Origin of the sequence: Psychrobacter sp. PAMC 21119, assembly GCF_000247495.1 — a bacterium.
Lineage (GTDB): Bacteria > Pseudomonadota > Gammaproteobacteria > Pseudomonadales > Moraxellaceae > Psychrobacter > Psychrobacter glaciei.
Genome location: NZ_AHVZ01000040.1, coordinates 88,833 through 102,006 on the forward strand (window position 1 = coordinate 88,833; position 13,174 = coordinate 102,006).

At 38.9% G+C, this 13,174-nt stretch carries 10 protein-coding genes; 2 read left to right on the top strand and 8 right to left on the bottom strand.

Annotated features, from left to right (window positions below):
* Positions 1 to 128 precede the first annotated feature (128 nt).
* Positions 129 to 326 carry a hypothetical protein gene (locus tag RH96_RS15000; RefSeq protein ID WP_141629769.1) on the bottom strand — a complete coding sequence of 66 codons (198 nt, stop codon included), beginning with the start codon at positions 324 to 326 and terminating at the stop codon, positions 129 to 131.
* Positions 327 to 583: 257 nt separating this feature from the next.
* Between RH96_RS15000 and RH96_RS13190 the strand changes: the two genes are divergently transcribed.
* Positions 584 to 1,420 (top strand): HAD family hydrolase, encoded by an 837-nt coding sequence (locus RH96_RS13190; protein WP_010201691.1) that lies wholly within the window; start codon positions 584 to 586, stop codon positions 1,418 to 1,420.
* A gap of 222 nt (positions 1,421 to 1,642) precedes the next feature.
* Here RH96_RS13190 and RH96_RS13195 read toward each other — a convergent pair whose 3' ends face one another.
* The 6 genes from RH96_RS13195 to RH96_RS13225 form a co-directional block, all read right to left on the bottom strand.
* Positions 1,643 to 4,237 (bottom strand): aminotransferase class III-fold pyridoxal phosphate-dependent enzyme, encoded by a 2,595-nt coding sequence (locus RH96_RS13195; RefSeq protein ID WP_010201692.1) that lies wholly within the window; start codon positions 4,235 to 4,237, stop codon positions 1,643 to 1,645.
* 95 nt (positions 4,238 to 4,332) lie between these two features.
* Positions 4,333 to 5,382 carry an acyl-CoA/acyl-ACP dehydrogenase gene (locus RH96_RS13200; protein ID WP_010201693.1) on the bottom strand — a complete coding sequence of 350 codons (1,050 nt, stop codon included), beginning with the start codon at positions 5,380 to 5,382 and terminating at the stop codon, positions 4,333 to 4,335.
* Positions 5,383 to 5,432: 50 nt separating this feature from the next.
* Positions 5,433 to 6,332 carry a hypothetical protein gene (locus RH96_RS13205; RefSeq protein ID WP_010201694.1) on the bottom strand — a complete coding sequence of 300 codons (900 nt, stop codon included), beginning with the start codon at positions 6,330 to 6,332 and terminating at the stop codon, positions 5,433 to 5,435.
* Between the two features lie 395 nt (positions 6,333 to 6,727).
* On the bottom strand, positions 6,728 to 7,525 hold the full coding sequence (locus RH96_RS13215; protein WP_010201696.1) for an alpha/beta fold hydrolase: 798 nt from the start codon (positions 7,523 to 7,525) through the stop codon (positions 6,728 to 6,730).
* A gap of 5 nt (positions 7,526 to 7,530) precedes the next feature.
* Positions 7,531 to 8,289 carry an HD domain-containing protein gene (locus RH96_RS13220; protein ID WP_010201697.1) on the bottom strand — a complete coding sequence of 253 codons (759 nt, stop codon included), beginning with the start codon at positions 8,287 to 8,289 and terminating at the stop codon, positions 7,531 to 7,533.
* 320 nt (positions 8,290 to 8,609) lie between these two features.
* The gene (locus RH96_RS13225; protein WP_010201698.1) at positions 8,610 to 9,668 is read right to left on the bottom strand and encodes a DUF2156 domain-containing protein; all 1,059 of its coding nucleotides are present in this window, start codon (positions 9,666 to 9,668) and stop codon (positions 8,610 to 8,612) included.
* 890 nt (positions 9,669 to 10,558) lie between these two features.
* On the opposite strand from RH96_RS13225, the gene RH96_RS13230 reads away from it, so the two are divergent.
* Complete coding sequence (locus tag RH96_RS13230; RefSeq protein WP_010201699.1) at positions 10,559 to 11,692, top strand: ABC transporter substrate-binding protein; 1,134 nt, start codon at positions 10,559 to 10,561, stop codon at positions 11,690 to 11,692.
* Positions 11,693 to 11,777: 85 nt separating this feature from the next.
* Here RH96_RS13230 and RH96_RS13235 read toward each other — a convergent pair whose 3' ends face one another.
* Positions 11,778 to 13,001 (bottom strand): FUSC family protein, encoded by a 1,224-nt coding sequence (locus RH96_RS13235; RefSeq protein WP_010201700.1) that lies wholly within the window; start codon positions 12,999 to 13,001, stop codon positions 11,778 to 11,780.
* Positions 13,002 to 13,174 lie beyond the last annotated feature (173 nt).

Below are 13,174 nucleotides of genomic sequence, written 5' to 3' on the forward strand. Positions count from 1 at the left end.
ATTCTAATCGTTCAAAAGTCTAATCTGTATTTGCCTATTAACCGCAATTTAAGCCCAAAATAGAAACCAACTAGTAACGTAACGCATCATAGACGACTGCCAACTCTCTATCAAAAACAATCAAAGCATCAATAGCGACCCATCTCAACCGTTGTCTCAGCACGGACACTATCGCTTTGCCATGCTTGCACATCTACCGTATACAGATGGTTTTTGCCACCTGAGCAAGGCGGTTTATATGCACCGCCCACCTCACCTTCACGGCTACGGTATTCTGCGACCATCTCAATTCCTACTGGCACCTCATAAGAATGAAAAAAATCCATCTCATCTTATGAATTAATTTTGATAATTAAATATAACCTTACAATGAATCGACACTATTAAGTTAATAATATCGTTTAGGATTTTTGTTAATCCTTTGCACAAGCGGTAATCAATCGCACCGCCAGCAGAATGAATACTGCATCAGTAGCTAAATTTGCAACATCACAGGTTACTCGATAGTTATTTATCTCTTTGGGTGTGTTGTAGTAGTATCTAAATCATTGGTATTGAAACGACTAAAAATAATAGGAACATCATGTTTATCGAAGATAAGATTGCCAAAGAAAGTATGACCACTAAAATATCGACACCCAAGATCATCTTTTTTGACATCGATGATACTTTGAGCCGTAACGGTATTATCGCCGAACACAACAAAGCGACCCTTGAGCAGCTTGCAGGTACTAATATTAAGCTGGTGATTTCAACGGGACGCTCCAAAGCGATATTGCCAGCAGATATTTTAGCCTTGCTCGAAGCTGATGTCTTAGATGCCATTATTTGTATGAATGGACAGTATAGTTTTGATAAAAGCGGCCGGATCAGCCACTATCCGTTGTCCGCTGAGCAAACAGATAAAATAGTACGCCTGTGCCAGCAGAGTGATTTGATTCATAAGTTTGACTCGGCAACCCATATCGCATGGTCAGGTGAAAATGACCGTTTGCGCGAGTTCAATGCTGTCACACCCAATTCTGTTGTTGACCCTGAGTATTACAAGTCAAACACTGTCTATCAATGCTCGGTATTTTTTAATAATCAACAAGAAAAAATGCAAAATGTCGACTTTGCGCAGTATGATTTAAAACTGGTGCACTGGCATCAGATTGGTGCAGACATCCTACCAGCCGATGCGTCTAAAGCACGAGGTATAAAAGATATGTGCGAATATTATGCGGTAGATGCAAGCGAGTGCATGGCATTTGGTGATGGTATGAATGATCTAGAGATGTTTGACTTGGTTGGATATGCAGTAGCGATGGGCGATGCACAACCTGCTCTGATAGAACGTGCTGATTTTGTCACTGGTACGATTGAAGAATATGGCATACAGGCGGTGCTTGGGCATTTGCCTATGGTAATAAATGTCTGAGGCATTTGTGCGTAGGCTCAGGCATATTATCCATTCATAGTAAAAACCCTTAGGCTTACTGAAAATTTAGGTCTACTGGTGTAATTTTGGACGATTGATGGGCTGCTAGAGCGTATGGCAGTCAAAAAAGAGTCATCCCAGCAGCACTGTGTATCTACTGGGATGACTCTTATATTATTTATGTCCAAGACTCAGGCCAAAGACTTATATAGTCACATATCGCTACGACAGTACAGCGACGGTATCACCTCCCTCTTTGAGCGTGTGTGCCTTACCTTCACCCTTGTCCGTATCGTATCTAACAGGCGTAAACCCTTGCGATAGCGCGATGTCTAATATAGAGCTTGCATTGGCATAGTTGACACTCTTACCAAGACTGACTCTGTCTCCTGCTGCGTCCAATGCCAAGGCAATCGTCTCAGACAAACAAGCTAGATTGATACCAGGAGGGGATTTCACCATATTACAGTCACTATAATAGGTTGTATTGGGCTGAGTCACTAACCCTCCTTCATAAATGGTAAAGTCATTATTTGCAATAAAATCAAAAGGACGGGCAGCGTCGAACACGATGGCACTACGCTTTAAATAGTCCGTACTGAGGAATGCTTTACCTTCACTTGTCGCTGAAACGACGACATCTGCCTTTAAAAACGATGCTTCATAGTCAGAATCAATGCTTAAGCCTATTTTTTCTAGCTCAAAGTAGAAGTCATCGATATCTATGGATTCAATGTTAAAATGACGGGTGGTCAACACTCTTTTTAATTTATCAAAAAACGATCCGGCAGATATCTTGTTGCTGGTGTCAAGACAGCTCTCTAGCAAATAAGGCAGTATGTCTTTTTTGATTTTATCCTCGCTGCCTTGTCGTCCGACCAATATCAAATGACCATATCTATGCGCCAGCCCTGCCACGCATACCTTGCCAACAGAGCCGCGCGCACCTACGATGACAGCATACTCATCAGCGACCTCTTTATCGCCAATAATAGAAAAAATACTCTCGACCGTTGACAGCGCTGTCAGCGAGTTTCCATTTGTGACAAGCAGATCCTCTAAATGTGGCAATAAGGTCATCCCGCCTGCAGAAATAACAGAAGTGTATGCACCCAAACCTACCAATTCGACGTCGTTGTCTTTGGCAATCTGAATGTACTCAAGCATCAGATCCAATCTCTGCGCTTGCGTAAGATTCATCATATCTTTTGGTGCTAAAGGCGAAAAAATAAACATGCCACTCGAAGCGTTTTTGTCATTATTTACTGAAAACTTAACAGCAACATCTGGGCTATAATCAATTCTTGATATCTCAAAGATCTTATCAGCCAGCTCTATCTTTTGCTCAGTGGTATAGTTGTTTTTTACTGAATAAGGAAAGCTATGAATCAGATCATCACGAGACGTTGAATGAATAAAAAAGGCAAACTTCTTGCCCTTTATCAGACCTTCATTTGTGCTCTCATCGTCTGACATAATCACGTTAGGAACAAAAGACACTGGGTATTTTTTTTCTACTGATGGCAGCCCTCTTGCCTCTATCATGGTGCCAAAAAGCATGTCGTAGCGGCCATTTTTTATTAATAGACAGACATGTTCTATCGCAGCAAAAAACTTATCGACATCTTCATAGCTTATATTTAAAGGTGGCTCAAATCGGATGGAGCAGGGTTGAGACAATAGGGGCATAACATATACTTTGTGCATTTTCATCAAAAACCCGCAGATGATATATGCCATACTGCCGCTGTTTTGACAAAAATTCACCAGTATGTTGTTCTTTGCAAGCGCGTCATAAAACGTAAAAGCTCGCATGAGTCCGCTACCAGAAACAGCCAAAATGTCTGAATATTTGTGTAACAAGGTATCTTTGAGTTTATCAACGTGTTGGCTGAGTTTTTTAACATGCTTTAACGCTGATTTATTGTCACTCATAAGCCCATTTAGGGTTGCAGTGGCGATAGTAGAAGCATACCCATTATTTGCAAAAGTAGAGCTGTGTTTTTTATCAAAATTTAAATCATAGCACGCTTCTTTATAAATCATCGCCCCTATTGGGACTAGACCACCGCCCAACGCTTTTGAAAATAATAGACAGTCTGGATAGATATTCAATTGTTTTGCGACGCAGATATCACCCAACCTACCCAAACCCGTTTGGATCTCATCAAAGATTGAGAGCGTGCCTGTCTCTTCACATAGCTTGACTGCAGATGCCAAAAACTCATGAGGCACAGTGATCATTCCGCCTTCACCTAAAACAGGTTCAATGATAAAAGCGGCATACTCCTTACTGGCAAGCTTGCTATGCAATCCATCACTGTCACCAACCTCTATATAATCATAATTGATGTCATCATGTATATTAAGCATTTTGAACCTGTGAGAGCCACTGGCAGACAGCGCCGAAAAAGTCTTGCCATGAAACCCTTTATAAACGGCAAGAATCTTTTTTCTTCTTGTCTTAATTTTGGCAAGTTTTATGGCGGCCTCAACCGTTTCAGCACCGCTATTAGTCAAAACACAGCGCGTGTATAACTCACTATTGACCAGTGCCGTCAGTGTTTCAGCAAGTTTTGATGCAGCAGGATGGATGTTTGGCTGGACAAAATTTATCTGATCGGTTGACAGAAAATTTATGGCGCACTCTTTTAAAAACTTGGGATTGTGTCCAAAAGGCAACGCACCATATTGAGCCAAGTAATCGTATATCTTGTCTCCATTGCTGAGCGTTATGACATTACCTTTAGCCGACTGAGGCGACAGATGCAGACCAAATTTTTCTATGAGACTTTCTCTATATTCATTCAATAGCATATCAAAACATCCTTTTTTAATTAATTTTATGGGTAAAAAGCTGGGCTTTATTTATAATATTAATTTACAAGTCTATTTACTTTAAATGGATATTTTTATACGGCCTCCTGTAATAAATGACTATAAAACTGAAATTTACTGGTTGGGTGATATTTAAACATTCTTAAGTGATTGGTCAGCGACATAATCTCTGGATTAGACATAACTGTGACGCCACCGCAATTATCGAATATGAAATTAGAAATACTATCTAAGTTGGCCTCTAGCAGATATCTGAGTGTCAATATAGAATTCAAATCATGTTCCGATACCTCGGACTTAGAGCAAATACTAGCCATTTGCTCAAGCAAGGTATTGTTGATATTTTTGTATTCAGCTATTTTTATTTTTAAATGAAACAATATCTTTAATCGCTCCGGAAAAATATCTAAAATTCTATCCGCTATTCCTATATAGGTACTCGATGCTAAAAAATTAAATTGAGACAATCCATAGATCAAACAGGCACCCAACTCTTCTTTTTTGAGAGTCGTAATTTCGCTGTTATTTATAGGCACATTATTAAAAACAACTTCATTATTGTCACAGCAGGTGAATACCTCTGAGATCCAAAACTTATTGACAGTGATGTTTTTTTTGTTAGCTGGAATCGATAAAAGCGTCAGAGAGCCTTTATGGTTAGCGGATAAAACATAGTGATCGGCAATCGATGAAAGCGTACAAGGACGCTTGTAACCATGCAAATCTATACCCTCATTTGTGGTTTTTAAAAAAGATGAAGGTTCAAACACACTGATTCCTGTCTTTCCTTCTGAAAAAGCAGAAGCCACTAGATATTCTTTATACAACACGTTGTTTATCACATCGGATGAATTTATAAATATGTTTCTATATTTGGCCAGCACCATGACGATATGATGGTGCATGGTTAGCGCTATGCCCAAGTTCGGATTCAATGCAGATTGCTTACGAACCATTTGAGACAATGTCAGCAAACTGCTTTCGTATTTATAGGCTTGGCTACTAATAGAAGCTGACAGCAGTTTATTTTTGACCAGATAATTTTTGAGTTCATTTGGACTGGCCAATGGCTGCTCAAAAATAAGGCTCGAGTTATAGTGATTAGCATCAGCATTCGTATTCATAAAAAATACCTTGTATGTCATTGAGTGATAAAAATATCACCATCTCATGGTTATAAATCAATACCGATATCTCTCAATCTAGATTTTTGTAGCGCCTCTACCATCTCGTGGGATATTTTTAATCGACTGTCAGGAGTGGTGTCTTTTAGCATGACGTCTTTTGTCAGATAATAGTTTTCTAACAAATTAATATTGTCATTCATGCCTTTTTGAAAAAGAATCTCTCTATTCATGATGATGTTATTAATATTGGAGGTATTCCATATTCCTAAGCCCTCAACGATGCAGCTCTTTAAGGTATGCAGCGTATTAGCATTGTTCTTTATGGCTTTTTTCAAAATATCGCAGCATAAAGTGAGGTGTCTTACTTCATCTGAATTTGCATATTTTTGAATAGCTGAAGCACGAGGATAAAAGGGAAGCCATTTTTTTTCGCTGAGTTCAGCACTTGGTGCAAGCACTCCTTCTAAAATAATGGTAATGATTATTATTCCAGCATAAAAGTCGTTTTTGTTGACGACCCACTGCTTAATAAATGCTTGAAATGGCTCAACCACGTCCATATGGGTGTCGCTCAAAATAGAGGCCATTTGCTCCATTGATCTTTTTGAATCAATAAGATTATTTTCAATCAGATAATTTCTAAACAAAAAACTGTGGTTTGTCTCATCAATGAGTAACGTATTTAAAAAATCATACTCCTCCATACTGGGGGCTATTTTGATGATGTCTAAAATAGCTTTTGAGGCGTAATATTCAGTTAAAGATTTGAATGACATTTCTTGTATAAGCGATTCTTTTAGAGATGGATGTTCTAAAAACTCCAATTCTTTAAACCCTTCAAATTTCTTTTGCGTTGACTTTATATCAAACCACTCACTGATAACAGAAGGTGACAATCTTTGTTTTGCGTTGACAACCTCTAACAAAAATCCATTTATGTTGTTCATTCTAGCTCCTAAGCTGAGTGGTTGGCGTTTTATATGTGTCAGTTGATGACTTCAAAAAATTACCTAAAATACCTCTGTCTAGAAACAAATGCAGATATAGAGCCAAGAAGCTAAAATCTTTGAAATAATAAAACCAAAGCAGACTTACTAAGGTGATCGTAACCAGATTATGAAACGAGTTGTATATAATATAAAAGGCTTTGTGAGTGACTTCATCGCCTTTAAAATAGTTAAAAATCCGCCCTGGCACATAACCCACAATATCTACTAAAAAAAACAACAGCACGTAATAATAAAAATTAATCTCAGCTTTTAAGACAATCGTCATTACGATGCTAAGGACGAAAAGTAGTAGACTTTCTATTTTTAGGTACATTATTTTTTTTAACACAGCATCACATCCTATAGTTTTTAATATGACTGACAATGGCTTCTGGATTTTTTAACCATGCGCTATGGGGGTTACCTTTTGTTTCTACAGGGAGTTTGACGATGACGATTTGGTTTTCTAAAAAATTATCGGCGAGCGATTCAGTGGATCTAAGCGGTGCAAAACTGTCGTTGTGTATACTGATGAAATAACCCAATACATCAGCTTTGGGTAGCGGATCGGCATAAAACGTGTAATTGCCATGCAACACCGTATGACACCAGTTTTTCATAAGGTCTTTGGTTTCTTTTCGACCAAACCCAACTTTGTATCCTGGAAAATATCCATATACTTTGCACATGCTTTTAATAAAAGCGGCAAAACCTAATATTTTCAGCCTCTCTATTCCTTGCCAGTTGGCGTAATGTACATTTCCTGTGGCAATGCCAATGACAGGAATGGTAGTGGTGGTCGCAAATAAGGTAGCCAGATGTCCACCTAAACTATGCCCGATCAATATCGTTTTTTTCGTTGATGACTGTTTTAAAAGCTCAGGAATAAAGCCCTCTATTAAGTCGCGATAGTTGTAGTTGATAGACTTATTAACATGAGGTGTGTTTGCGCCGCAGTAAGGATAGTCTGCCGCGATAACCGTAAAACCAATTTGAGACAATTGATGAATAAAACGCTCATACTTGACGATGGGCACACCGATAGCTGGCAATAGCACAGCGGTCATTTCATTATTCTTGTCGGCTTTGGCATCATAAATTTGAACGACAACATCGTGTACGGACTTGAATTTAAAATTACGTGTCATCATTCTCTCTACTCTTTAAAAGGGTTGATATCAATCATAATGGGTAACCCTAAGACACTTAATAATGCTGTCCTGGAGTTTTTTACGGACTTTGATTCCTCACGTAATAAGCGCTTAAATGCGGTGTTAAAGTTTTTTCTAGGATATTGTTTTAAGATGTCATTTCTATAGTACTCAGGCAGCTCAGACCATTTTTCTCCAATGACATCACAAGAAGCGCCATATTGTAATAACTTGACCTCAACTGGATCGTCTTCTTCTATATATCCATTCATGTGCATGCAAATTGCGTCTTTAACCAGCTCGACTTTATCTACTGGATAGTCCACTTTACTTGCGAGCCGCTCAAAATTTTCAGCACTCTCAAGCGTAAAACACTTGCACCCCTTATCATGGATATGCGCCTCAGTCAGACCTATATCATGGAGTAATGAGGCGGTGAGCAATGATTCATGATCGAATGTTTTTTGATGAATCAGACCAAGTGCGCCACCCCAAAAATACGTTCTCCACGAATGGTTAATCAAAGACTGATTGGCCTTATTCGTCAACTCGTTGATTGATTCTTTGATGATTGCGGTATCTGGTATCCGTAATTGCTCCACCGTTATACCTTTATCACTATTGTTATAGCTGATTTTATTTTTTATCAGACCAATAGTCGTCGGCACCATCGTTCTATTGATGATACGTATCTTTTCTTTGGTACTTAACACTCCTTTAGTAGATGTCATCCAGTCAAAGCTTCCTAATTTATAAGGATTCATTACATGCTCCAAGTCTATTTATGCTTACCTATCGTTTGGTTGTACCGTATTCTTACCACTAATTTATGCACATAAATTATTTATTGGTATTTATATAGTAGATACTAAATATAATGCGTGACTGGTAAAAATTTTTCTTGCTTGCTGTGCCTTCGCAGACAGAGGCTACAAACAATTTATATAGTCATTCCACTATAAAAGTATTACAGCGTTAACCTCGCTTGAAGTATCACATATACATCTACACTCGGTTGCCTTGTACTACTTTTAAATTGAATCGACTATACCAGTCACGCTGTGTCTCTTTTATATTGCCCTGACTATATGCTATTGGTTGATTTCAAAAGGGTATAGAGTGAAATAAGGGCTTTTTTATTGGGAAATGCAATGTACTCTGGTTCAATAATTTGGGGTCGCCAGCTCATTTTGTATTGACGTTGTGACTTAGCAGGATAAACAACGCCGCCCCTATTTTCTAAAAACTTTATGATAGTATTGAATATATTCGATCTTTTTATTTTTATTTTTGAAGTAACATCAACGAGAGGCGTAAAACCAAAACTGAGATAAGAAAAATCTCCAAACGTCTCCATCGCAGTTTTATTTATAAGCTGCATCACACCATTTGGCGCATCCTGCGTATTTCTTGACAAATTATGAAACCAGCCATTATACGTGCCAAAGTTTTTGCTATAAATAATATAAGCAATGATTTTTTCTTCATGCGTTGCTATAAAAATTTTGTGCAAGTCACTTCCTAATTCAATCGATTCAAAGTCAATCACAATATTTTTCAGTAGCTTGGCATTTTTATTATTAAGCCATTCATTATTTATAATTCTAAGCTGATTTTTTACCTTCAAATAACTCGCTTGGTTTTTAATTTCACTAACTTGGATGTCTTTACTTTTTGCCTTGTTTATCTTATTCCGAATCTGCTGGAACCGTTTTCCTTGCATTGAATATTTTTTATAATCGATGACAAATGAAGCCCCAAGTTGATTGACCAAAACCCCTTCTTTATTCAAAAAATCGATATCTTCAGAGGCAAAGTGCAAAAACATATAGTTGAGTTTGTTTTCATTACAGAAATCTAGGAAATGTTTTAGAATTTTTGGTTTATTGGCAGTATCAGCCAATAGCCCCCCGATACTGATCAATGTGTTTTTATAGCTAAAATAGGCTATTGCGTATTTTTCATATACAAACCATTGATAGGACGGATTAAATAATAAAGCAGACACTGGACTGCCGCAGTACTGTAGAAAGTCTCTTTCTATGATCGTCTCATAGCCAAACTTGTGTATAGAATACATAGTTCTCTCAAAAAATAGGCCAACAGCTCTAGTTATGCTAGGGACAGCACGCTTTACGCTCAAACATCTTTCCTAAATAAACCAGCTAAAAAACAAACATTAGACTGTTTAATAAAATCGATAGCCAATTTAGTCTTTATAAATATATCAAACAATTGCCCGTTTATAAATATAGATTATCACAATAATCTTATAAGTGTTATTAATTTATTAGTTAACTTACACTTATTTTCACATAACTTTTCTTTACAATAAATTATTCTGTAAACAGATTTTTGACGCATGATGAGCTTGTTAGCGAAGCTCAAATCAAGGTTGTACGGACTTTAGGCTTGATAATGACATCTATATTTATAGCAGCTCATCAGACCATAAAGCCTATAGCTTCTTGACTATGAAATTAATTTGTTACATAAAAACAGAAAGATACCTATCATTTAGGTAGAGTCCGATTCGATATCAGCTATTGATTGATGCATGAATCACTGAGCTTTTGAAAGGCATAGTCGTTGGTTGTCTGTCTACGCTAGATTTTTGAAATCCTTAGATAATTTTTTATTACAAGGCTAAACCTTTAGGTAGATGACATGCTTTTTTAGCCGCAGACAATGACTGAGGGTATAAGGCTAACAAAAAAAACAACCTATATTTGTTTGTTATATTATTAATTATCTAGCAAGACGTAAGTTTTAAATAGACTCGGTTAAATAATCAATAGTTGAGTTTTATTTGGTGTGACTTTTTATTTGGTGTCACTTTAGGAAAGCGCTGATAATTCCGATGGTTTGGGTTTAAGACACGCCCTAATCGTGTCCAAGCAGAACTACATTGTCATGCTCTAAATTGTTATGATAGATGGTCATTACTGTAGGAATGTGATGGCTTGAACCATGTTCAGCGTCACTTTTTATTCAGCACTAATTTTTTGCCCATATTCTTTTAGGAGAGATATTTTGACCCATTTATCATCGTCCCATCCAACCACTAATACCTCAGCCCGTATCGGTCGCATAGTGCCAAAAGCATTATTAGCGGCAGCTGTTGGCTTGGCACTAGCCAGCTGTAGCAATTCTGACAATGCGGCGGATGGTAGCGCTGCCGCGAGTAATGAGACGCTCAATCTGTATAACTGGTCAGAATATATGCCGCAAGAGATTTTAGATGGTTTTGAAGAAGAGACTGGCATCTCGGTCAATTACACCACATTTGATTCTAACGAAGCGATGTATGCCAAACTCAAACTACTCGATGATTCTAGCCAATATGATTTGGCAATTCCATCAACGTATTATGTCGAAAAGATGGCTAAAGAAGGGCTGTTACAAGAGCTAGATAAGTCCAAATTAAGCAACTTTAAAAACCTTGATACTTCATTCACCAATACCAAAGTCGACCCTGAAAACAAATATTCAATCCCTTATATGTGGGGCAGCACAGGTCTAGCCATCAACGGTGACACTGTCGATCCTGCGACTGTGAATAGCTGGAACGACCTATGGGATCCTAAGTATAAAGGTCAAGTGATGCTCACCAATGATGTGCGTGAAGTATTTGGTATGGCACTACTGACTCTTGGATACTCAGGCAATAGTAGAAATCCTGACGAAATCAAAGCCGCTTACGATAAACTGACCACATTGATGCCAAACGTCAAAACCTTTAACTCTGATGCCACACGTATGCCGTACATCGAAGGTGAAACATCGCTCGGTATGACATGGAATGGCGAGGCAGTCATGGCCAATGACGAAGGTCTGACCAGCTTGGTTTATAAATACCCAAGTGAAGGCGCAATATTATGGATGGACAATTTTGTCATTCCAAAAAACGCTAAGCAGGTTGATGCAGCACACAAATTTATTGATTACTTATTGCGCCCTGAGAATGCAAAAATCGTGAGTGAAGAGATCGGCTATGCGTCACCAAATATAGCAGCACGTGAGCTTATGGATGAAAGCGTCCGTAACAATCCAACGATTTATCCATCTCAAGAAATACTGGCAAAAGCGGAATTTCAAGAAGATGTCGGTGATGAAGCGTTGCAAGTGTATCAGCAGTACTGGGATAAGCTAAAAACTGGACGTTAATAGTCTCGATTTAGAGTTTTAAAAATAAAGCATACTTTTAAAAATAAAAACGCTGATCTTAAATGGTCAGCGTTTTTTTTGTGTGTTATAAATGCAGATCTGTCTCGCCGCCCTGCTCTTTCATGCGGCGCTGCTCACGGCGTTGATAGCCCAGACCTGACGCTGCAAACCAGTGCGGCTTGCTGGTTTGTAGCAAGTCGCTCAACTGCTGTAGCTGGGTTTGCAACGTCTGTGTCAACCAAAAATACCCCTGCCACTCAAACGCCAAGTGCTGTACGCTTGGATACTCTGAGACGGCAATACGAGTAATGGGGCGAAATACTTCATCGCTTGGACTACGTAGCACCGCGGCCATATGATGCATGGCTTGGGTCAGCTCATGCTGATAGTGCATCAATAGGACATGGTTTTCTTCATCGATTTCTATATTCGCCAAGCGCGGCGCGGCACTTAATAGTAAATCAATCGTGCCGATGATATTACGATGAGTACGCTGAATCGTCTCTAGCGTTTCTTTCTCGATCCCTGACTCACTTGCTGTCGCAGCGATATGTGGACGCACGGCTAGCAGGCGTTTGTTAATCTGCTGTAGCGCTGTGACCAATGCTCTATCAACGGGCACTTCCTTAACAGGAAAGGCTACGGGTTTTAACTTTTGCACAGAGTCATCTGTTGTCCCATCTACTCCACCCTCCGTTGCATCAATGTGATGGCCGACGCCAGCGTAGAGACTACTACAAGCGTCAAGGTTACTACTCAATAAAAACCGCCACATCAAGGTCGACTTCAACGGCAAAATCAGCGTCACGGCTACCGCAACGCCAGTACCCAACAAGATATTTAGAGCGCGGTAGATGCCGTCTTGACCGATACTATTGTTACCTAGATCAGAGACAATCATCAACATGGTAATACCTGTCAGTAGCCCTGTATATCCAAGATTTCTAACCGCTAAATAACCAATGATACCGCTTAATAGACCGATGAGCGCATAGTCCACCCATAGCCATGCACCTGCGTTTTGATTAAACCACAAAACCCCAAAGGCAGTGCCAATACCAAATAGCGTACCCAGTATGCGCTCTTTCGCTTTGGTATAAATAGCGCCTTGATACTGTAATAATCCCAAGATGATAAAAACCGTAATGGTCGTCCATTCACCATGTGGGAAGTTAGTGACTTTATTGACTAACAAAGCCAGTATTACAGCGGTACCTAAGCGTATAGCATGCAAAACATCTGCATGTTGGTAGCGGACATAAGGCTCAATAAATGGCGCAGTAACATGCTGATAAAGGGTTGGTTTCACGCAAGGCTACTCTTTTTAGTGGTTAAGCGAGTTTTAGTTGATAAGCGAGATAAATGATAAATCACCTAGGTTACTCACAAACATGCTAGCAGTCGATTCTCTATTTACAAAGCATTAATCAAAAAAAACGTCTCCTGCCTATCAAAAGACAAAAGACGTTCATGTTCAAACGC